The organism is Bacillus cereus ATCC 14579, from assembly GCF_000007825.1.
GTDB classification, from domain to species: domain Bacteria; phylum Bacillota; class Bacilli; order Bacillales; family Bacillaceae_G; genus Bacillus_A; species Bacillus_A cereus.
This window is the reverse complement of sequence record NC_004722.1, coordinates 155,001-176,213: the sequence shown is the minus strand read 5'-3', so window position 1 is coordinate 176,213 and position 21,213 is coordinate 155,001. Positions and strand designations below refer to the sequence as shown.

Below are 21,213 nucleotides of genomic sequence, written 5' to 3'. Positions count from 1 at the left end.
CTCTTGACAGTGATTACTTTGCTGCTGGCAATTGTATTGGATCAAATTTATCATACGATGTAAACTTCGCATCCGTAATAATGTGCGCTTTATCCTCACCATTGCTACTCATAACCATATCTATCTTTGCTGATTCATATTTAAAATCTTTTGTAATAATATATTCTCCATCTATTTCTTCTATCTTTGCATTTTGGCCTTGTAGCATTTGTTTCTGCTTTTCATCCATACTAGCTAACATACTCTCTGTCTCTTGCCCTTTTAATGCAAACTTCAGCTTATAATTATCTCCACTTTTCTCCATCTTCACTTTATTTAAAATTTCCGATGGAATCTCTAAATTATCTACCATTCCTTGAGTCGCATTCATTCCGTTAGCATTTAATTGTTCCTCTGGTACAGACATAACTTCACCCGTATTAGGATTTTTCAACTGACCAGCAATTTTGCCACCCACATCATAAACAACAACCTCAGTACCAGAAACATTCATTTCAGAACGAGAATTTTTTTTCTTCGGCTCTAATTGCATTTTGGCCTTTATTACATTCATCTCTGTTCCTTCAGCCTTTATTCCCACATCATATGTCATCGTTACATTTTCTTCGTTTTTAAAAGCTTCATTCGCTTTATTAAAAACATCCTTCGCTGTTAATTCCTTTTCTTTCTGCACAGCTTCTTTTTTCGGTTCATCAGTCTTTTTTGCTTTCTCATTACTACACCCTACTCCTAGACCGACTGCAAGTACTAAACTTGAAATTAAAATAATTTTTTTCATAACGTCCCCTCCTTCCCAAAAATAATATCATCTCTTTTCCTATGAAATCTATATAATTCGTAATATTCTTCTTTAAATTTATTTCCTATATAGCAACATGTTTGAGAAAAAGTTTAAATATGATGTAAATAATAACAACTCATTTCAGGAGGTCATTATGAAAGCTATTATTTGCACAAAGTATGGACCACCTAATGTTCTCCAACTTCAAAATATAGAAAAGCCTAAACCTAAAAAAAATGAAGTATTAGTTAAAATTCACGCAACAAGTGTATCGACTGGAGATTGTAGAATACGTGGCTTTAATAGCCCCCTCTTATTTTGGATTCCTATGCGGATCATATTAGGTTTCAGAAAACCGAGAAAACCTATACTTGGCGTAGAGTTATCCGGTGAAATCGAAGACATTGGAACAGATGTAACACAATTTAAAAAAGGAGATCAAGTTTTTGCATTAACAGAACTAAACCTTGGTGGTTATGCCGAATACACATGCGTGCATGAAAGTGGATTAATAGCATTAAAACCTACCAATGTGACATATGAAGAAGCTGCCGTTATTCCTTTTGGCGGAACTTCAGCATTGCACTTCCTTAGAAAAGGACAGATAAAAAAAGGGCAACGAGTACTTATATACGGCGCCTCTGGGTCAGTCGGGACAGCTGCCGTACAACTTGCGAAATACTTCGGGGCGACTGTCACAGCCATTTGTAGTAGTTCGAATTTCGATTTAGTAACAGCTTTAGGGGCAGACAACGTAATTGATTATATGAAAGAAGATTTTACTAAGCGGGGCGAGCACTATGATATTATATTTGATGCAGTTGGAAAATATAATAAGTCTCTTTGTACAGATGCATTAATGCCTAATGGAAAATATGTATCTGTGAACGGAATGATGGCAAAAGTCAGTAAAGAAGATATGAACCTACTAAAACAACTAGCTGAAACAGAAAAGCTAAAGCCTGTTATTGATAGAACTTACCGATTAGAAGAAATTGCTGAAGCTCATATATATGTAGAAAAAGGACATAAAAAGGGGAACGTTTCGATTACCTTAAAATAAAATATATTCTGAAAATATCATTGACAATTCTTTTTGTACGATTTACTATTAGTACCATATTCAAAACTACATACACATACTCTTATCAAGAGTGGCGGAGGGACTGGCCCGATGATGCCCGGCAACCGAGCTTATGACGTATAAGCTAAGGTGCTAATTCCTGCAAAACGAGTTTTCGTTTTGGAAGATAAGAGAGGAATCTATTTCGTCTATTCGGCACCTCTCTTATTTTTTGGGAGGTGCTTTTTATTTTGGAACGTATATGAAGGGGGATTTATAGATGAAAAAGGTATTATTAAGCATTGTAAGCGGAGCAGTATTATTATTAGGCGCATGTAGTGTGAGTTCAGATAAAGAGGTAAAAGAATTAGACGAGAAAAAGATTACTGTCGGTGTAACAGGTGGACCACATGAACAAATTTTTGAAAAGGTAAAAGAAGTTGCAGCAAAAGATGGCCTCGAAATTGATATAAAAGTATTTAATGATTATGTAGCGCCAAACGTATCATTAGATGAAAAAAGCCTTGATGTAAATAGTTACCAAACGAAATCATATTTAGATGTATTTAAAGCTGAACGCAATATGAAATTAGCTGAAGTATTTTCAACAGTAACATTCCCTATGGGTGTATATTCTAAAGATATAAAAGATGTAAAAGACTTAAAAGAGGGCGATGCAATTGCTGTACCAAATGACCCAACGAATGAACTTCGAGCTTTAAAATTATTTGAAAAAGCAGGGGTTTTAAAAGTTGATCCAAAGGCTACAGAAAAAGCGACTGCAAAAGATGTAATTGAAAATCCAAAAAAATTAAAGATTGTCGAATTAGAGGCATCTCAATTACCAACGCAACTAAGTGAAGTGAAAGCAGCTGCAATTAACACAAACTTTGCATTAGGTGCAAAATTAAGTCCAGCGAAAGATTCTATTTTCCGCGAAGGAAAAGATTCACCCTATGTGAACTGGGTCGTTGTTCGTACTGAAAATAAAGATGATGTTGTTGTAAATAAATTAAAGAAAGCTTATCAATCTAAAGAAGTAAAAGAATTTATCGAGAAAAAATTTGATGGTTCTGTTTTACCGTCTTGGTAGGAGCTGACGATAATGATTGAATTAAAAAATGTATCCAAAGTATTTACAACAAAAAAGGTGAATGTGGAAGCTCTTAAGTCCACTTCCCTCCAAGTAAAAAAGGGCGAAGTATTTGGAATCATCGGATATAGCGGTGCTGGTAAAAGTACATTAATCCGCTGTGTAAATTTATTAGAAAAACCAACGACAGGAAATATCATTGTAAACAATCAAGACTTAACAACTTTATCGGCAAAAGAACTAGCAAAAGCGAGACAAAAAATCGGAATGATCTTTCAAGGATTCAATTTACTTAAAACTGTTACCGTTTATGAAAATATCGCATTACCGTTACGGCTTGCTGGCATTCCAAAAACAGAAATTGAAAAAAGGGTAGAAAAGTATTTACGTATTGTCGATCTTTTTAATCGAAAAGATGCCTATCCGAGTGAACTTTCTGGTGGCCAGAAACAACGTGTTGCCATTGCACGTGCACTATCACATGAACCGGAAGTGTTATTAAGCGACGAAGCAACGAGTGCTTTAGATCCAGAAACAACTGATTCTATTCTTGACCTATTATTAAAGATTAATGAGGAAATCGGGATTACAATTTTATTAATTACACATGAAATGAATGTCATCCAACGTATATGCGACCGAGTTGCTGTTATGGAACATGGAGCAGTAATTGAAAGCGGGACTGTGAAGGAGATCTTCACAAACCCACAACATGTAACAACGAAGAAATTTGTAAATAGTGCATTTGCAGCAAAAATCCCAGCTGAAGTACAAAAAGAACTACAAAGAACCGGAGAAATCGTAACACTTTCATTTATAGGAAATTCTTCTGGTGAACCAGCGTTAGCTATCGCTACAAAACGTTTCCAAGTGTATCCAAATATTTTATCCGGTAATATTACACAGTTAAAACATGAGGCATACGGGAAACTTGTCATTCATATGCAAGGGGAACAAAATGAAATCAACCACGCTTTATCATTTTTACAAGAGCAAGGAATCATCGTAGAAGGGGGTAGAACAGATTATGGGAAACAAGTCCTTTTTGGATGAATGGGGTAAAGTCATATGGGAAGCAACCATTCAAACATTTCAAATGACATCTATTTCACTATTCATCTCTATCCTTATTGCACTACCACTTGGTGTCACACTTGTTTTAACAAGACCTGGTGGGCAGCACGAAAATAAAATCATTTACCCAATTCTTAATACAATTATTAATATTATTCGCTCTCTTCCATTTATCATTCTATTATTCTTTATTTTGCCTTTTACAAAGTTTCTAATGGGAACATCCATTGGCGTACAAGGTGTTATCGTACCGCTTGTCGTCTTCACAGCCCCTTATATCGCACGTTTAATGGAGACAGCTTTACTAGAAGTCGATCGCGGTGTCATTGAAGCCTACCAAGCGATGGGAGTCTCTACTATAAAAATCATTTGGCACGTCCTGGTTAAAGAAGCTCGTCCCTCCCTTGTACTTGGATTAACAATCGCAACGATTGGCTTAATCGGCGCAACAGCAATGGCTGGTCTTGTAGGCGCTGGTGGGCTAGGGGACTTAGCATATCGCTTCGGACATTTACGCTATGAACCTGAAGTAATGTATGCAACTGTCTTTATTTTAATTATCCTCGTTCAAGGATTACAGTCTTTAGGGAATGGTATTGCACGAAGGTTGAAGAAAGATTAAAAAAAGAAGGTATCTCACCAAGGTGAGATACCTTCTTTTTTATCTTTTAAATCCACCTTCTGAATGAATAACTTGCCCAGTAATCCACTCAGCTTCTTCACTTACTAGAAATTTAATGAGTCTAGCTGCATCCTTTGGCTCACCAATTCTGCCAAAAGGAAACATCGGCTTTAACCCTTGTTTTATCTCTTCAGTCATCCATCCTGTATCAGTTGGTCCTGGATTAATTGCATTCACTGTTATTCCTAAATGAGCTACCTCTGCTGACAACGTACTAGTAAGAGCATCAATAGCTCCCTTCGTTGTTGCATACGCTAGTTCTCCTACCATAGGACCTTGAAATTGCCCCGAAGTCATATTCACAATTCTACCACCAGATTTTTTATCAAATCCTCGGGCAAATTGACTACTGAGCAATGTAGTCGCACGAATATTCACCATATAATGCTTATCTAATTCTTCAGCAGTCAACGTAGAGAAATCATTATTCGTAGAATATGCTGCATTATTAATTAATATATGAGGGTACCCTAATTGTTCAGTAACTTTATTTATAAGCTCTTTCGGTGCATCATTCTGAGTTAAATCTAACTCCATGCTTGATACTCTAACACCGTTTTGTAATAGCTCTTCTTCTAATTGTATTTGTTCATTTTTCTCAACGCCCCATGGCATCTCTTTATCATAATCCGTCCAATACGTAAAAAATATATCGTATCCTGATTCAGCCAATTCTTTGCAAATTGCTGCGCCTATACCGTCTAGACGACTTACCCCTGTAATAACTGCTACTTTATTTTTTAATTGGTTCATCATATACTCCTCCAAGTTTAAAGGACGCATATTTTATATAAGAGATATAAACTTTCCCACAAAAAAGACAGATACATAAAATAGGCACCTATCCTTATAAAAGGGATGTACAAGCCAAATATGCATTCCTTGAATGATTTACAGATAACTAAATAAACCCTCGCTTATGAGAGAAAAATTCATCTATCTAGTTTCTAATCATTACAAGTTCCTCCACATATTGAGTCTTTGCCTCCTTTTGATATATCTCTATTATTAGTCTATCAAAAAAGATGAAATGTTACAAAAAATAAAACAATTACTCAAAACATATATTCGTTCACATTTCCTCTATTGTGAATTTATTCACAATATATATATAATAAACATGTAAATACAATATTGGAGGGATTTCAATGGTTATCAATTTTTTAAGAACTGATAAACGTGCTACTTTCATATTATTACTTTTACGGCTTTACATAGGGTATACATGGCTCGCTGCTGGGATAGGCAAAGTCTTCGGACAATCTTTTGACGCAAGTGGCTTTCTAAAAGGTGCTATTGCTCAAGCATCAGGTGACCACCCTGCAGTACAAAGTTGGTGGGCAGATTTTCTTCAACATTTTATCCTTCCAAACGCAGACCTATTTAGCTTTTTAGTTCAATGGGGAGAAATTTTAGTAGGTCTAGGTTTAATTTTAGGCGGATTAACAAAAACAGCTGCATTTTTCGGAATCATAATGAATCTTTCATTTTTATTAAGTGGAACCGTTAGTGTAAACCCAAACCTGCTTATTTTGACTATGTTCATTTTAGTTGCAGGGCAGAACGCTGGACGTATTGGATTAGATGGCTATGTTTTCCCTAAACTTTTCCGTAAAAACAACCACGGAACATATAAATTAAGTAAAACTGCATAGTAACAGTTTACTTTTAAAATATAAATAAGAAAAAGAGCCTGAATATAGGCTCTTTTTCTTATTTCTCCTAATTTAAACTTTTAACGAGCCACGAAAACCTCTGGCAGCATAGTAAGAGTCTGCTCCATTATGGTACACGAAAACATGTCCAAAGCGATAATCGCAAAATAAAGCACCACCGAGTTCTCGAATATCTGAAGGTGTTTGTACCCAACTTGATGATTTCATGTCAAAATCGCCAAGTTGTTGCAATTCCCGATACTGTTCTTCCGTTAATAATTCAATGCCCATAGCATTGGCAACATCAATAACGTTATTTTCTGGTTTATGTTTTTTTCTTGATTCTAACGCTTCAAGATCATAACAAAGACTTCTGCGGCCTTTAGGACTCTCCTTTGAACAATCATAGAAAGTATATTCGTCCTTTTCTTCATCATAACCAACAACATCCGGTTCACCACCAGTTACTTCCATTTCGTTAAGTGACCACATTTTTTCATTATTAGTAGTCAGCTTCGCTTCAACTTTAGCCCATTCAAGACCTTCATGGCGGTTCATGTTTTTCTCAAAACGAGCTTGCAATACTTTCAATAACTCTTCACGTTTTTCTACTAGTAAGTCATTTTTATTTCCTGTCATATTAGTCCTCCCTGATTTATGTACTGATAGTAGTTTAAGTATATATTTTATAATAAATCATCTCAATATGAAGACCGTTTCAACCTTATGTCTTGTACAAACATCCCTTACAAAGTCCTAAAACCCTCCATACTCTCTCCAAGAATATAGTGTGAAAACCACATCAAGTTCTGCTTCATAATAGCCACATGAACTCCTGGTTGGTCAGAACTATATGCCATTCCTTTAAATATAATTAATTCTGTATCAACTTCCATATCCATTAATCCTTGATATAGATCATATGCATTTGTAATTGGAATTCTTGCATCCTTTTCCCCATGTTGAATTAGGGTAGGCGTACAAGCTGATTTAATATACGTCATAGGTGATGTCTTCGTATATATCTCTGGATCATTCCATGGAGTATTTCCTAAATACATTCTAATAAAGTAAGGTATATCTGTATTTACATAATGGGTACTCCAGTTAGTTATTCCACCGCCAACTGAAATAGCTTTAAACCGACTACTAAACGTAGAACAGAAAGCTGATACATATCCACCGTTGCTCCATCCCATAACTCCTACTCTATCCTTGTCTACCATCCCTTTTTCTACTAGTTCATCCACTCCAGATATAACATCATCGTAATCAGCAATCCCCTGTTTTCTATAGTTAGCTTTTAAAAATTCATTACCATAACCTGAACTTCCTCTGTAATTTGGTTCTAAAACGATAAAGCCCTTTTCAACAAACTGTTCAATCGGATATTTCTCATTGAAGCAGTCTGAAAATATCGGAAAAGATGCCCAAGCCGGACCGCCGTGAATTACTACTAATAAAGGATATTTTTTATTATTGTCCAACTCTACTGGCGTTGATAAAACACCTTCTATTTCAAGACCATCGCTACTTTTCCATGAGATGATTTCCCTGTTACTTCTAAGTTTCCCTTTGAAAAAGCTATTTTCATCCGTTATTTTTTTATCGTCTAAATAGATTTCAAAGGTTTCATTTGTTATAGCCTTATTGTAGGATATATGTTTGCCATCCTTTGTTATAGAAGCATCCATTATAAAGCCATCTACTTTTTCGCTTAATATTTCCACAGTGCCATCTTCGGCTAGCAATCCAATAAGATAATTCGTTTTATTCTGCCACCTAATTAAAACCCCTTTAGCTGTCCACTGTAATGGCATAACCGTACTATCAAAATCTGTTAAAGGTTGAATTAGCTCTCCGGTATTTATATCATATATCTCTAACGTACTATCTTGTATATGGTTTCTATAGTAACCCTTCTCTCTTATGCTTGCTGTGTAACATATTTCACTGCCGTCAGGAGAAAAGCAAACACTCCCTCCCAACAACTTATCCACATTCAGCTTTTGTAGCTCTCCAGCTTTAATATGGAGTATGTATAGATCTCCATTTATATAATCTGCCATATTTGAGCTTGGTGTCGCCATAAATACAACCTTTTTACCATCATTTGAAATATCAAATTCATGGATATGAAAATCCTTACCATCCGTTAATTGATAAACAACTCTGTTCTTGTGTTCATCTGTATCACTTTGTATCACCTTCTCTATTTCAATGTAATATAAACAATTATTCTGGTGTTCCTTACCTATATGTTGAAAATCTCCATATAGATCCTTACGTTTCTTTATCTCCTCACATTCTTTTGACTGCGTAACATAATAAAGACCCTTGCCAGTAGGACCCCATTTGAATGTACTGACTCCTTCTTTCTCATCGGTAATTTGAACCTCTCTATAACCATCTAGTGACTTAACAAATATCTGATTTTTCCCATCACCAACTGGACTAAGATATGCGATACACCTAGCATCTGGAGACCATAATGGGTGTGTACTATCTATATCACCATTTGATAATGGGTAACTCTGCTTCTTATCTTTTTCATATATCCATACATGATTCCTATATGTATTGTCTTTCCAATCAGCCGTCTTCTTAACAAATGCTACGTTTTTACCATCATCACTTATGTTTGTACTTGATACGGTTGGTAATGAAATAATCTCTTCTATACTTAAATATGTTTTTTCATTCACTTTCATCAATATACCCCCTTGAAATGTCCATAAATCTCTCGTCTCTTTTTGCCGTAATAAATGAAATTGTTCACGAATACTTAAAATAATAACGGAAAATTCAGACAAACAAAAGTGAAGTCGATAAAGTAAAACTTTAATTTATGGAGTTCTATCCACTTACCAATTCTAGATGTTCTTTTTCGACACAAAAACACCCCTTTAGATAAAATATCTAAAGGGGTGCAAATTTGTAAATTTATTTTAAAGCTATAACTATATATTGGTTTGGAATAAAATTTGATAGCAATGAAGTCAAAAATCTTTATTTAACAACAAAAAAATTCATTTTGAAAAAACGTTTGATCAAAATAGAATTACTCTTTTTAACTAAGTATGAGATTTTTATAAAAAAATTTTAATCAAAACTCACTTACAATCTTTACTTGAAGGAATAGAGCTTCGCATCTTTTTTGTGAACATCGTTAAACTAAGATAAACTTTGACCGTACCTGTAATTAATTGTAAAATATTATACATAGAAAGGTATTATAAAATAAATATAGAAGGGGTATGTTTTTTTGTTTTAAAGGGGCTAAAACACATCTATTTTATGTTTTGAAAGGGAGAATTGAAAAATCATATGAAGAATTTCAAAAAGAGTACCGGTAAAATTTTACTAGCATCTGGATTAGTAGTTTCTATGTCAGCTTGTAGTGTAACAAATTTATTTGGAGAAAAAGAAAAAACAAATGCTGAATCTGGTAAACAAGAAAGTAAAGAAACTAAGACAGAAGGTAAATCATCTGAAACAAAGGAAAAATCAACTAACTCAAAAGAAGAAAGTAAAGATGTTAAGATGATTATGGTTTTGCCTGAGGATTACCCACAACTTATGGTAGACATTGAAGAAGACTTATTAAGACGTCTAGATTACTATGATGCTTCTGTGAGGGATAATAAAAAGGGAAGTAAGTCAAATGAAGAGGTACGAGATAGTATTAAAGACTTAGATAAAGTATTTAATAAAATAGAGCGTATAGATGCACCAGGAAAATACAAGGAAGATCATAAGGAAATTGTAAAAGCTGTTCAAAAGTTAAAAGAATCTTTCAAAGAAGTATCGAAGTTATTTGATTACTCTAAAACACTTAAAGATACGGATGATGCAATCATAGATAAAGCAAACAATAAATTAGATGAAGCAAAACGCATTTGGAAACCTGTATTTAATAAGTTAAAAGCGGAAGCTAAGGGTGGTTCAACAACTACTTCTACAACAAGTGGTACTAGTTCTTCTAACTCACCGAGTTTATCTAGTGGTAATACAGTTAAAACATACAGTACCCAAGATAAAACTGGTATATTCAAAGGAAAAATTGATACACCAGACGAGGATTCCGCTAAGTTTAAGAATGTACAGAACAACTATAAAGACGGTACAGAGCTTGTAGGTAATTGGGGTATTGATTACGGAGACGGAGTCAAAACTACGTTAGTCCTAAAAGCAGATAAGACATTTGAAACATATGCAAATGGTTCTTATCCAAATAAAGATAATTACTTAACAGGAACATACCAAGCAGACGTTTCTTCCCATCAGTTAACGCTAATGGTGGAAAAAGGAACTCAAAATGGACAAGAAGTGAAATTGGAAAGACCTATTTATTCATCATATGAGGTTAAAAATTTAGATGGTAAAGCGTTACAAATTTTCCACATAGACGAACAAGTAACAATTTGTTATGTAAAACAATAAATAACTAAAAAAACTCTGTAAAATGATTTTTACAGAGTTTTTTCTTAGTTTTAATTTATTTCAAACGTATAACTATACTTATTAACCTACCAATCTCCTACTCAACAGTAACAGACTTAGCTAAGTTACGTGGCTTATCAACGTCACACTCGCGGTGAAGTGCTGCGTAGTATGAGATAAGTTGTAATGGAATAACTGCTACTAGCGGTGCTAGCGCTTCGTGTACAGTTGGTAATACGAAGCTGTCACCTTCCATTTCTAAGCCTTTCATTGAGATGATACATGGGTTAGCTCCGCGTGCTACTACTTCTTTAACGTTACCACGAATTCCAAGGTTTACGTGCTCTTGTGTAGCAAGTGCGATAACTGGTGTACCATTTTCAATTAAAGCGATTGTACCGTGTTTTAACTCTCCTCCAGCGAATCCTTCTGCTTGGATGTAAGAGATTTCTTTTAGTTTTAACGCACCTTCTAATCCTACGTAGAAGTCTACGCTACGTCCGATGAAGAAACAGTTACGCGTTGTTGCTAAAAATTGTTTTGCTAATGCGTCCATTTCTTCTTTTTGATCACAAAGTTCTATCATTGCATTTGCTACAAGTCCTAGTTCATGTGTTAAATCGAAATCAAGAACTTCACCTTTTGCTTTAGCAATATCAGCCGCTAAAATTGAAAGTACTGCAAGCTGTGCTGTGTAAGCTTTCGTTGATGCAACTGCAATTTCTGGTCCAGCGTATAACGGAAGTGTATAATCAGCTTCACGAGAAAGCGTAGAACCAGGCACGTTTGTAATTGTTAATGCTTTATGGCCCATTTCATTTGTTTGCACAAGTACTGCACGGCTATCAGCTGTTTCACCACTTTGTGAAATGTAAATGAAGAATGGTCTTTCTGTTAATAATGGCATGTTGTAAGAGAATTCACTTGCCACATGTACTTCAACTGGCATTTTTGCAAACTTCTCGATAAATTGTTTTCCAACAAGACCTGCATGATAACTCGTTCCACATGCAATGATGTAAATACGATCGCTATCTAAGATCGCATTGCGGATGTCTTGATTTAATTCAATTTCGCCATTTTCATCTTGATACTTTTGAATTATATTACGGATTACAAGTGGTTGTTCATCGATTTCTTTAAGCATGAAATGAGGATATGTTCCCTTTTCAATATCACTTGCGTCTAATTCCGCTGTAAACGGTGCACGTTCAATCGTTTCACCTTGTAAGTTTTTAATTGTAATACTTTCTTTCGTTACGATTACGATTTCTTTATCCATTAACTCAATAAATTGATCTGTAACTTGTAACATCGCCATAGCGTCGCTTGCCACAACATTAAAGTTGTCACCAACACCTACTAATAGCGGGCTTTTGTTTTTAGCAACATAAATCATGTTTGGATTTTCAGCATCAAGTAATCCGATTGCATAAGAGCCATGTAAAAGAGATAGCGTATTACGGAACGCTTCTTCTACACTTAATCCTGTGCTCACTTGTTGTTCCATAAGCTGTACGATAACCTCTGTATCTGTTTCACTTACGAACGTTACATCTTGTAAATATTCCTTTTTCACTAATTCATAGTTTTCAATTACACCGTTATGAACTAATGTAAAGCGTTTTGATGTACTTTGATGCGGATGCGCGTTTACTTTACTTGGAACACCGTGTGTAGCCCAGCGTGTGTGTCCGATACCCACGCTTGCTGCTACGTTCTCATCTACGATTTCACGAAGTTTTGCGATACGGCCTTTTTCTTTGTATACAACAACACCGTTCTCTGCTTGTACTGCAATACCTGCTGAATCATATCCACGATATTCTAGCTTTTCTAAACCTTTTAATAAAATTTCCTTTGCATCTTGCTCTCCAATAAATCCTACGATTCCACACATGTTTAGTCGCCGTTACAAATGCTTACACTGCTCTGCGAACATGTAACGACATAGTCCGATACCATTTTTATTTATACTAAAAAACGGATTACATATTGCTAGCCCTGTAAGCTTGGAACGGCTTTCACCTTCCTCTCGATTGGGTTTAAGTCCGTATATACTTATACAGCTAGTTTTCATCCGTGCCTCTTCTCTCATCACACTTTCACCTTTGTCCACTAAGTCACCTTAATGATTTAAGTAAAAGCTTGCGGTTGTGATGAACAACCGGGAGTCATCCGCCGAAATCTCGATAAACCCCACCTCGTCAACTACACTATTTGTAGTTCTGGCGCTTTTATAATTTACAATATTTCCTTTGAGAAAAAGAACAAGACCATCTTATAACAAACATGGATAAACCGTCAATGAAATTTTTTTCATCGTCTATAAAACATATGAAAAAGGAGCACTTTTTGTGCTCCTTTTTCATATAAATTCAGCTAATTATTCAGCGCCAACTTCAGCTTTCACAACTTCTACAATGCGATGTACATATGCATCACAAACTTCTTGTGTTGGTGCTTCTGCCATTACACGAATAAGTGGCTCTGTTCCAGATGGACGAACAAGAATACGGCCATCACCGTTCATTTCTTCCTCTACAACACGAATAATTTCTTTAATTTTTTCATTTTCTAATGCTAATTTTTTATCTGTTACACGAACGTTTACTAACAATTGTGGGAATTTCGTCATTTCTCCTGCAAGCTCAGATAATGGCTTTTTCGTCATTTTCATGATGTTTACAAGTTGAAGTGCACTTAACATTCCATCACCAGTTGTAATGTAATCAAGTAAGATAATATGGCCTGATTGTTCTCCACCTAGGTTGTAACCTCCACGCTTCATTTCTTCCATTACGTAGCGGTCACCAACTGCTGTTTTATCACTTGTAATATTATTTGCTTCAAGTGCCTTGTAGAAACCTAAGTTACTCATAACAGTTGAAACAACTGTATTATGTTTTAATTGACCAGTTTCTTTCATATATTTCGCACAAATGAACATAATTTGATCACCGTCAACGATGTTTCCTTTTTCGTCTACAGCAATTAAACGGTCGCCATCGCCATCAAAAGCAAGTCCGATATCCGCACCTTTTTCTTTTACCAATTCAGCTAAGCCTTCTGGATGTGTAGATCCTACACCCTCATTAATATTCATACCGTTTGGAGAAGTTCCCATTGTTGAAATATCAGCTTCTAGGTCTGCAAATAAGTATGGAGCTAGAGAAGAAGTTGCACCATGTGCACAATCTAAAGCGATATGTAGGCCAGAGAAATCTTCTTCAACAGTTTGTTTAATGTACTGTAAATATTTTTGTCCACCTTCAAAGTAATCGCTCACTTGTCCAAGATTAGTACCTGTCGGACGTGGTAGTTCATCAACTTCTTTGTCTAATAAAGCTTCAATCTCAGCTTCTTGCTCATCTGTTAATTTAAAGCCGTCTGAACCAAAGAATTTAATACCGTTATCTTGTACTGGATTATGAGATGCAGAAATCATAACACCCGCTTGTGCATCTAGTGCTTTTGTTAAATAAGCAACGCCCGGTGTAGAAATAACGCCAAGGCGCATTACTTCTGCTCCAGTTGATAATAGACCTGCTACTAAAGCTCCTTCTAACATATGACCAGATACACGTGTATCACGACCGATAATTACTTTTGGACGATCTGTATCTTTTGTTAATACATAACCACCAAAACGTCCAATTTTGAAAGCTAATTCAGGTGTTAACTCCTTATTTGCAACTCCGCGTACTCCATCTGTACCAAAATATTTACCCATTATGATTCGCTCCTTTTTCTTGCTCTTTTTGATTATCAACTGTTGGTTCTTGACTCGTTTCTTTATCTTTATCTTGATTTTGATTTTGGTTTTGATTCTTTTCCTGTTCTTTTTCTGAATCAGGTTCAGGATTTTTTGGTTTCTCATTTTGATTTTCTTGATCCGTATTTGAATCCGGTTGTTGACCATTACCCTGTACTTCTTTATCTGGTTTTTCTTTCTTCACAATAGTAACTTTAGCACTTTTTTGTTTTGGCTCTATTGAAATATTACCAGGACCGCTCACTTGAATGGAAATATCTTTCGTCCCTGAGGATACATTTTGCAGATTAATTACCGCTGTTATTTGAGCAGCTGTTATTTTATCTACTATACTTGCTTCTCCTGAAATATCAACACTTATCTTTCCATCTTGTGGCGAAAGTAGCTGAGCAGTAACATCTTTAGACAGTCCATTTTTCTGGATTGGGATACCATCAATCGTTTTTGTTTTCGTTTGTTTTGTTTTTTGCACTCCCACCGAAACCTTCACTTGATTCGGTTTTGCACTTGTTACACCCTTGGGTAATAAAACAGAGGCATCGAATGTTGTAGACTCTGTCAATTGACTAAGATCTACTTCGACCCCCTCTAGCGATTGTATATTATCCAAAATATCTTTTGGACCAGCTATCGTTACTTCTCTCGGTTCAACACTGATATTTGTAACCGCCAATCCTTCTGCTAAACTCCCCTTCTTCGTATACGTTACAGGAACAGTTTTTTCAGTATTATTGGCTGTAGTTTGCGTTGCCACATTCAACGTTACACTAATCTTAGATGGACTTGTTCTTACATTTAAACGTTTTCCTTCTTTATTGTATAATGTAACTTCGGGCGTTTTTGTAACAGTTTTATTAACACCTTTTAAATCAACATACGCTTTGGCAGAGGAAATGCTTTCAATTTCTTCTTTCGTCCCAACTACCTCAACAGTATCCGGTTTAAGGCTTGATTTTTCTAGAGTAGCCCCCGCTGGCATCTGATCCTCATTTGATAATTTCAGATCTACATGAACATATTTTCTCGCCTTTTCATGAAGAGTAACTTTAATTGTTGATGGCTGAACTGTTCCTTTCACATCATCTGGAAGCCCGTTCGTTTTTAAAGAAATCTCATAAGTTCCTTTTGGACTATCTCGCAAATCAACCGGTATGTCAAATTGTTTTTTTGCTTTTGCTGTAGCAACTGATGCTTTTGGGCCTTCTAATTTTACTTTAACGCCCTCTGCTGGAATACCACTTACAATATATTTCTCCTCATCATACTTAAGATTAATAGCATAATTAGTTAATGTTTCTTTCGTATCATTTGCAAAAGGTAATATACCTGATGTCGTATTTTTTTCAGTTAACGTCGCTGACATAAAAAGCATACACGCCAATAGTAATGAGATCCCTTTTAAAAACCAATGATTCTCCATTAACTTATCCATGACGCTTTCTCCTCCAATTCCATAAAGACGAAGAAGTCGTTTTTTCGTTTCCACTAAATTCAGCTAATAACATATCTTTCAGCTGTTCTGTCTTCAAATCACGATGCAACTTACCATTTTTCGTTAAAGAAATTTGACCAGTTTCTTCAGACACAACTACTGTAATACTATCAGTAACTTCACTAACTCCCATTGCAGCACGATGTCTAGTTCCTAATTCTTTAGAAATAAACGGACTTTCTGATAATGGAAGATAGCATGCTGCTGCTTTAATTGTACTTCCTTGCATAATTACCGCTCCGTCATGAAGAGGTGTATTTGGAATAAAAATATTAATAAGTAATTCCGATGATACGTTTGCATTAAGCGGAATACCCGTTTCCACATAATCACCCATACCGGTCTCTTTTGACAAAGTAATTAATGCACCAATTCTACGTTTCCCCATATATTCGGTTGCTTTTGCTATCGCTGTTGCAACCATTTCAGGTTCATCATCCTCATGCGTTCCAACACGCGAAAATAAACTCCCGCGCCCTAGCTGCTCAAGTGCTCTTCGCAATTCTGGCTGAAAGATAATAATAACGGCTAAAAATCCCCACGTTAATACTTGTTCAGTTAGCCAAGATAGCGTACGCAATTCAAGGAAAATACTGATCATCTTAACGACGATAATAACTGTAATCCCTTTTAAAAGTTGAACAGCTTTCGTCCCTCGGATTATAAGAATTAGCTTATATATAATAAACCATACAATGGCAATATCTAATGCCGTACTAAGATATTTCAAAATGGTCGTATCTTCAAAAGGCATGCTATCCCTTCCTCCTACTTACGAGCAATTCTATCCATATATTGAAATATTGTTTTATGCTCTATCTGTATGTATTTCCAACAACTAGTTAATTATACCATACATGAAACAAACGACAATTACAAACAACCCCCTTTAGCTCAAATTGGTAAGATGTCAAACATTTTTATTGTACAGTATAATATAAATCATTATTATACGCTTATTTTCAAATAAAAAAAGCAACTTCTCAGTTGCTTTTCTTACATTTATTTTAGTTTTTCACCGAATAAAGAACCCATTAAAGCAACTGCTGTTGTTGCCGTTCTATTTCTCTCATCTAAAATCGTATTTACCTCAACAAATTCAGCAGATGTGATAATATCAGCTTCTGCTAACATTTCCATCGCCAAATGACTTTCACGATAAGATAGACCGCCAATTACAGGCGTTCCAACACCTGGTGCATCATGAGGATCAAGACCATCTAAATCTAATGATAAGTGTACACCATCGGTATGAGATAAATATGCGATTGTTTCTTCCATCACAGCCGTCATCCCCATACGATCAATTTCATGCATTGAGAACACTTTAATACCTTCATTGCGAATGAAATCTTTTTCTCCTTCATCCAATGCACGCGCACCGATAATTACGACATTCTCTTTTTTCACCTTTGGATATGCTCCGTATAAATCTACAAGTGAAGAATGTCCATAACCTAAACTTGCTGCAAGTGACATACCATGAATATTTCCAGATGGTGAAGTTTCCTCTGTATTTAAATCACCGTGTGCATCATACCAAATAACGCCTAAGTTTTTATAATGTTTTGCTACACCAGCTAATGTACCGATAGCAATACTATGGTCACCACCTAATACAAGTGGAAAACGACCTTCTTCTATAATATGATCCACCTTACTTGCTAATTCATTACATACAGTTGCAACTTGTGTAAGGTTTCTTAATTTTGTATTTTCATCTATCTCTTTTTCTCTCTCTATACATATATCTCCCATATCTTTAACGTCATATCCAATTTCTTCAATTCTTTCAATTACCCCTGCATAACGGATCGCGCTCGGTCCCATATCAACTCCACGACGCATCTGTCCTAAATCCATTGGAACTCCAATAACTGAGATTTCTTTTTTCATAGATAGTATCCCCCTTTTATGCCTTCACTAAATATTTTAAATCTTTTATATAGTCTGACTCAACTCGACATTTTTCTGTATGGATATACAATTTATTCACTTATATTCACGTTGAAAACCAAATTTTAAGACTATTCTATGTATAAAGTTAACTTAATGAAACAATCGCAATCACTATTATTAAATAATAATAATAAAACACTCCTATATTTAGAAGTGTTTTTCTGATGCTATTTTCCATACTGTTGCAATATTCTTCGTTGTCATTTCAATATTTTCTTCTGCTACTTTATATGCTTCTTCTAGTGTCATCGGTCTCGTTGTGATACTAAATACCGCATCTATTCCTTTCTCGTACACAGCTGAACAATCAGATGATACAGACCCTCCAATAGCAATTACAGGCACAGAAAAACGTTTTGCACGCCCCGCAACACCCACAGGAGCCTTTCCATATGCAGTTTGTTTATCTATTCTACCTTCACCAGTTATAATAAGATGTGCATCTTCTATATGTTTATCGAAATTTGTATAATCTAATACAATTTCAATGCCCCTACGCAAGTCTCCCTTTAACACTGAAATAACAGCCGCTCCCATTCCTCCCGCTGCCCCTGCACCAGGTATTTCAGATACATCAAAAGATACATATCGTTTAAGCATATTCGCATAATGTTGTAAATTCTCATCTAGCTCTTTCATCATCTCTATATTTGCACCCTTTTGTCTCCCAAATACGAAAGATGCTCCCTGCATTCCGACTAATGGATTATCCACATCACATGCCGCTTCTATCTTTACCCCCTTTAAGCGTGGGTCCATTCGTGAAAAATCAATAGTAACAATCGAGTGTAATGTGCCTCCAGATGGATCTATTACTTCACCCTTACCATTTATAAACCTTACTCCTAAAGCCTCTAACATACCTGCCCCGCCATCATTTGTAGCACTTCCTCCAAGTCCTAAAATTATGTACTCCACTCCTTGATCTAGCGCATGTAATATAAGTTCTCCTGTTCCTTTTGTCGTTGTAATAAGTGGGTTGCGCTTTTCAACTGGAACGTGCTGTAATCCTGATGCTGCTGCCATTTCAATAAACGCTGTCTTTTTATCTTTAGAAATGCCATAAAAAGCTTGTATACCTTCTCTAAGCGGTCCTGTCACACTAATTGATATAATTCTCCCCCCTGTAGCATCAACAAGTGATTCAACCGTCCCTTCTCCTCCATCTCCAATTGGTATTTTCACATACTCTGCATTAGGAAAAATTGCTCTAAAACCTCTTTCAATAGCTCCACATACTTCTATAGCTTTTAGGCTTTCTTTATATGAATCAGATGCAATAACAACTTTCACAATTATCTCCCCATCCCTTATTTTTACGTTTTCTTCATTTTAAACGACAAGTATAAAAGTTGTCTTTTTAAACACAAAAAAAGCTTACATCGTATGATGTAAGCTTTTTTATTTAGATGGAGCCTAGCGGGATCGAACCGCTGACCTCCTGCGTGCAAGGCAGGCGCTCTCCCAGCTGAGCTAAGGCCCCTTATTAATTAAGCGGAAGACGGGATTCGAACCCGCGACCCCAACCTTGGCAAGGTTGTATTCTACCACTGAACTACTTCCGCAAAAATGATGAGCCATGAAGGACTCGAACCTTCGACCCTCTGATTAAAAGTCAGATGCTCTACCAACTGAGCTAATGGCTCGTAAATGGCTGGGCTAGCTGGATTCGAACCAGCGCATGACGGAGTCAAAGTCCGTTGCCTTACCGCTTGGCTATAGCCCATTAATATTTACTAGTATGGTTATCTTTTCAAAAAAATAAACCCTCTCAGGTTATTTTAAAGAAAATGGTGGAGGGGGGCAGATTCGAACTGCCGAACCCGAAGGAGCGGATTTACAGTCCGCCGCGTTTAGCCACTTCGCTACCCCTCCGACATTTTAAATATATATGGTGGAGGATGACGGGATCGAACCGCCGACCCCCTGCTTGTAAGGCAGGTGCTCTCCCAGCTGAGCTAATCCTCCAAAAGTGGTGACCCGTACGGGATTCGAACCCGTGTTACCGCCGTGAAAGGGCGGTGTCTTAACCACTTGACCAACGGGCCAAAAAAGTTTTAAACCTATTCCCAAGCTTCCAACCGGGCTTGAACCGGTGACCTCTTCCTTACCATGGAAGTGCTCTACCAGCTGAGCTATGGAAGCATAATGGCTCCGCAGGTAGGACTCGAACCTACGACCGATCGGTTAACAGCCGATAGCTCTACCACTGAGCTACTGCGGAATAATATTAGCCTGGCAACGTCCTACTCTCACAGGGACAAGGTCCCAACTACCATCGGCGCTAGAGAGCTTAACTTCCGTGTTCGGTATGGGAACGGGTGTGACCTCTCTGCCATCATTACCAGACTTTTATCATTATAAACATTTCTTTCGAAATGTCAAAAAGAAATTTTAATATATATTCCTTCAAAACTAGATAACATTTGCTACATATTATATGGTTAAGTCCTCGATCTATTAGTATTCGTCAGCTCCACATGTCACCATGCTTCCACCTCGAACCTATCAACCTGATCATCTTTCAGGGATCTTACTAGCTTACGCTATGGGAAATCTCATCTTGAGGGGGGCTTCATGCTTAGATGCTTTCAGCACTTATCCCTTCCGCACATAGCTACCCAGCTATGCCCTTGGCAGAACAACTGGTACACCAGCGGTGCGTCCATCCCGGTCCTCTCGTACTAAGGACAGCTCCTCTCAAATTTCCTACGCCCACGACGGATAGGGACCGAACTGTCTCACGACGTTCTGAACCCAGCTCGCGTACCGCTTTAATGGGCGAACAGCCCAACCCTTGGGACCGACTACAGCCCCAGGATGCGATGAGCCGACATCGAGGTGCCAAACCTCCCCGTCGATGTGGACTCTTGGGGGAGATAAGCCTGTTATCCCCGGGGTAGCTTTTATCCGTTGAGCGATGGCCCTTCCATGCGGAACCACCGGATCACTAAGCCCGACTTTCGTCCCTGCTCGACTTGTAGGTCTCGCAGTCAAGCTCCCTTATGCCTTTGCACTCTACGAATGATTTCCAACCATTCTGAGGGAACCTTTGGGCGCCTCCGTTACACTTTAGGAGGCGACCGCCCCAGTCAAACTGCCCACCTGACACTGTCTCCCGGGTCGATAAGACCCGTAGGTTAGAATTTCAATACAGTCAGGGCGGTATCCCACCAGCGCCTCCACCGAAGCTAGC

At 36.9% G+C, this 21,213-nt stretch carries 17 protein-coding genes, 9 tRNA genes, 2 rRNA genes and 1 riboswitch (1 of these 29 cut by a window edge); of the genes, 6 read left to right on the top strand and 22 right to left on the bottom strand.

Annotation, left to right across the window (positions count from 1 at the left end; all coding sequences use genetic code 11):
• Window positions 1-13: 13 nt before the first annotated feature.
• Window positions 14-778, bottom strand: a complete 765-nt coding sequence (locus tag BC_RS01020; RefSeq protein WP_000720580.1) for a DUF6612 family protein — start codon at window positions 776-778, stop codon at window positions 14-16.
• 157 nt (window positions 779-935) lie between these two features.
• On the opposite strand from BC_RS01020, the gene BC_RS01015 reads away from it, so the two are divergent.
• From BC_RS01015 to BC_RS01000, 4 genes are all read left to right on the top strand, one after another.
• Entirely contained in the window at window positions 936-1,844 is a 909-nt protein-coding gene (locus BC_RS01015; RefSeq protein WP_000643856.1) for an NAD(P)-dependent alcohol dehydrogenase, read from the top strand.
• 79 nt (window positions 1,845-1,923) lie between these two features.
• A riboswitch (SAM riboswitch) is annotated at window positions 1,924-2,038 on the top strand.
• 86 nt (window positions 2,039-2,124) lie between these two features.
• On the top strand, window positions 2,125-2,937 hold the full coding sequence (locus BC_RS01010; RefSeq protein ID WP_000756995.1) for a MetQ/NlpA family ABC transporter substrate-binding protein: 813 nt from the start codon (window positions 2,125-2,127) through the stop codon (window positions 2,935-2,937).
• A gap of 12 nt (window positions 2,938-2,949) precedes the next feature.
• On the top strand, window positions 2,950-3,990 hold the full coding sequence (locus BC_RS01005; protein WP_000571370.1) for a methionine ABC transporter ATP-binding protein: 1,041 nt from the start codon (window positions 2,950-2,952) through the stop codon (window positions 3,988-3,990).
• On the top strand, window positions 3,965-4,633 hold the full coding sequence (locus BC_RS01000; RefSeq protein WP_000527135.1) for a methionine ABC transporter permease: 669 nt from the start codon (window positions 3,965-3,967) through the stop codon (window positions 4,631-4,633). Before BC_RS01005 ends, BC_RS01000 begins: the two co-directional genes overlap by 26 nt.
• Before the next feature lie 39 nt (window positions 4,634-4,672).
• Here the strand turns inward: BC_RS01000 and BC_RS00995 are convergent, their stop codons facing one another.
• Complete coding sequence (locus BC_RS00995; protein ID WP_033684235.1) at window positions 4,673-5,449, bottom strand: SDR family oxidoreductase; 777 nt, start codon at window positions 5,447-5,449, stop codon at window positions 4,673-4,675.
• A gap of 392 nt (window positions 5,450-5,841) precedes the next feature.
• Between BC_RS00995 and BC_RS00990 the strand changes: the two genes are divergently transcribed.
• Entirely contained in the window at window positions 5,842-6,348 is a 507-nt protein-coding gene (locus tag BC_RS00990; RefSeq protein WP_000236362.1) for a DoxX family membrane protein, read from the top strand.
• Window positions 6,349-6,420: 72 nt separating this feature from the next.
• Here the strand turns inward: BC_RS00990 and BC_RS00985 are convergent, their stop codons facing one another.
• Together BC_RS00985 and BC_RS00980 are read right to left on the bottom strand one after the other, a co-directional pair.
• Window positions 6,421-6,987, bottom strand: a complete 567-nt coding sequence (locus BC_RS00985) for a DUF4256 domain-containing protein (protein WP_000147394.1) — start codon at window positions 6,985-6,987, stop codon at window positions 6,421-6,423.
• 107 nt (window positions 6,988-7,094) lie between these two features.
• On the bottom strand, window positions 7,095-9,059 hold the full coding sequence (locus tag BC_RS00980) for a S9 family peptidase (protein ID WP_000867229.1): 1,965 nt from the start codon (window positions 9,057-9,059) through the stop codon (window positions 7,095-7,097).
• Between the two features lie 604 nt (window positions 9,060-9,663).
• Between BC_RS00980 and BC_RS00975 the strand changes: the two genes are divergently transcribed.
• Window positions 9,664-10,791 carry a DUF3994 domain-containing protein gene (locus BC_RS00975; protein WP_011109777.1) on the top strand — a complete coding sequence of 376 codons (1,128 nt, stop codon included), beginning with the start codon at window positions 9,664-9,666 and terminating at the stop codon, window positions 10,789-10,791.
• 97 nt (window positions 10,792-10,888) lie between these two features.
• On the opposite strand, the gene glmS is transcribed toward BC_RS00975, so the two are convergent.
• From glmS to BC_RS00885, 18 genes are all read right to left on the bottom strand, one after another.
• Window positions 10,889-12,691 carry a glutamine--fructose-6-phosphate transaminase (isomerizing) gene (gene glmS, locus BC_RS00970; protein WP_000334164.1) on the bottom strand — a complete coding sequence of 601 codons (1,803 nt, stop codon included), beginning with the start codon at window positions 12,689-12,691 and terminating at the stop codon, window positions 10,889-10,891.
• A 12-nt stretch (window positions 12,692-12,703) separates the two neighbouring features.
• On the bottom strand, window positions 12,704-12,889 hold the full coding sequence (locus BC_RS27900) for a hypothetical protein (RefSeq protein WP_164928321.1): 186 nt from the start codon (window positions 12,887-12,889) through the stop codon (window positions 12,704-12,706).
• A 288-nt stretch (window positions 12,890-13,177) separates the two neighbouring features.
• Window positions 13,178-14,524, bottom strand: a complete 1,347-nt coding sequence (glmM, locus tag BC_RS00960) for a phosphoglucosamine mutase (RefSeq protein WP_000521476.1) — start codon at window positions 14,522-14,524, stop codon at window positions 13,178-13,180.
• Window positions 14,517-15,998: a CdaR family protein gene (locus tag BC_RS00955; protein WP_000359601.1), complete on the bottom strand. Its 1,482-nt coding sequence runs from the start codon at window positions 15,996-15,998 to the stop codon at window positions 14,517-14,519. Before BC_RS00955 ends, glmM begins: the two co-directional genes overlap by 8 nt.
• Entirely contained in the window at window positions 15,991-16,812 is an 822-nt protein-coding gene (gene cdaA, locus BC_RS00950) for a diadenylate cyclase CdaA (protein WP_001115697.1), read from the bottom strand. The genes BC_RS00955 and cdaA overlap by 8 nt, the downstream gene beginning before the upstream one ends.
• Window positions 16,813-17,060: 248 nt before the next feature.
• Window positions 17,061-17,954, bottom strand: coding sequence for an arginase (gene rocF, locus BC_RS00945; protein ID WP_000711563.1), 894 nt, complete (start codon window positions 17,952-17,954; stop codon window positions 17,061-17,063).
• A 210-nt stretch (window positions 17,955-18,164) separates the two neighbouring features.
• Entirely contained in the window at window positions 18,165-19,310 is a 1,146-nt protein-coding gene (locus BC_RS00940) for a glycerate kinase (RefSeq protein ID WP_000869588.1), read from the bottom strand.
• 117 nt (window positions 19,311-19,427) lie between these two features.
• A tRNA-Ala gene (locus BC_RS00935) sits at window positions 19,428-19,500 on the bottom strand.
• A gap of 10 nt (window positions 19,501-19,510) precedes the next feature.
• Window positions 19,511-19,582, bottom strand: a tRNA-Gly gene (locus BC_RS00930).
• 8 nt (window positions 19,583-19,590) lie between these two features.
• Window positions 19,591-19,663 (bottom strand) — tRNA-Lys (locus tag BC_RS00925).
• Window positions 19,664-19,668: 5 nt separating this feature from the next.
• Window positions 19,669-19,743 (bottom strand) — tRNA-Gln (locus BC_RS00920).
• Between the two features lie 65 nt (window positions 19,744-19,808).
• Window positions 19,809-19,892, bottom strand: a tRNA-Tyr gene (locus BC_RS00915).
• 17 nt (window positions 19,893-19,909) lie between these two features.
• A tRNA-Val gene (locus BC_RS00910) sits at window positions 19,910-19,985 on the bottom strand.
• A gap of 5 nt (window positions 19,986-19,990) precedes the next feature.
• Window positions 19,991-20,065 (bottom strand) — tRNA-Glu (locus BC_RS00905).
• Window positions 20,066-20,089: 24 nt separating this feature from the next.
• Window positions 20,090-20,162 (bottom strand) — tRNA-Thr (locus tag BC_RS00900).
• Window positions 20,163-20,166: 4 nt separating this feature from the next.
• Window positions 20,167-20,241, bottom strand: a tRNA-Asn gene (locus tag BC_RS00895).
• Window positions 20,242-20,250: 9 nt separating this feature from the next.
• Window positions 20,251-20,366: ribosomal RNA gene (rrf, locus tag BC_RS00890) — 5S ribosomal RNA — on the bottom strand.
• 91 nt (window positions 20,367-20,457) lie between these two features.
• Window positions 20,458-21,213 (bottom strand): 23S ribosomal RNA (locus tag BC_RS00885); it runs 2,166 nt beyond the window's last position.

Bases quoted from the DNA above. Each gene is read 5' to 3' on its own strand.
- BC_RS01020 (WP_000720580.1), bottom strand. From the start codon at position 778: ATGAAAAAAATTATTTTAATTTCAAGTTTAGTACTTGCAGTCGGTCTA.
- BC_RS01015 (WP_000643856.1), top strand. From the start codon at position 936: ATGAAAGCTATTATTTGCACAAAGTATGGACCACCTAATGTTCTCCAA.
- BC_RS01010 (WP_000756995.1), top strand. From the start codon at position 2,125: ATGAAAAAGGTATTATTAAGCATTGTAAGCGGAGCAGTATTATTATTA.
- BC_RS01005 (WP_000571370.1), top strand. From the start codon at position 2,950: ATGATTGAATTAAAAAATGTATCCAAAGTATTTACAACAAAAAAGGTG.
- BC_RS01000 (WP_000527135.1), top strand. From the start codon at position 3,965: ATGGGAAACAAGTCCTTTTTGGATGAATGGGGTAAAGTCATATGGGAA.
- BC_RS00995 (WP_033684235.1), bottom strand. From the start codon at position 5,449: ATGATGAACCAATTAAAAAATAAAGTAGCAGTTATTACAGGGGTAAGT.
- BC_RS00990 (WP_000236362.1), top strand. From the start codon at position 5,842: ATGGTTATCAATTTTTTAAGAACTGATAAACGTGCTACTTTCATATTA.
- BC_RS00985 (WP_000147394.1), bottom strand. From the start codon at position 6,987: ATGACAGGAAATAAAAATGACTTACTAGTAGAAAAACGTGAAGAGTTA.
- BC_RS00980 (WP_000867229.1), bottom strand. From the start codon at position 9,059: ATGAAAGTGAATGAAAAAACATATTTAAGTATAGAAGAGATTATTTCA.
- glmS (WP_000334164.1), bottom strand. From the start codon at position 12,691: ATGTGTGGAATCGTAGGATTTATTGGAGAGCAAGATGCAAAGGAAATT.
- BC_RS27900 (WP_164928321.1), bottom strand. From the start codon at position 12,889: ATGAGAGAAGAGGCACGGATGAAAACTAGCTGTATAAGTATATACGGA.
- glmM (WP_000521476.1), bottom strand. From the start codon at position 14,524: ATGGGTAAATATTTTGGTACAGATGGAGTACGCGGAGTTGCAAATAAG.
- BC_RS00955 (WP_000359601.1), bottom strand. From the start codon at position 15,998: ATGGATAAGTTAATGGAGAATCATTGGTTTTTAAAAGGGATCTCATTA.
- cdaA (WP_001115697.1), bottom strand. From the start codon at position 16,812: ATGCCTTTTGAAGATACGACCATTTTGAAATATCTTAGTACGGCATTA.
- rocF (WP_000711563.1), bottom strand. From the start codon at position 17,954: ATGAAAAAAGAAATCTCAGTTATTGGAGTTCCAATGGATTTAGGACAG.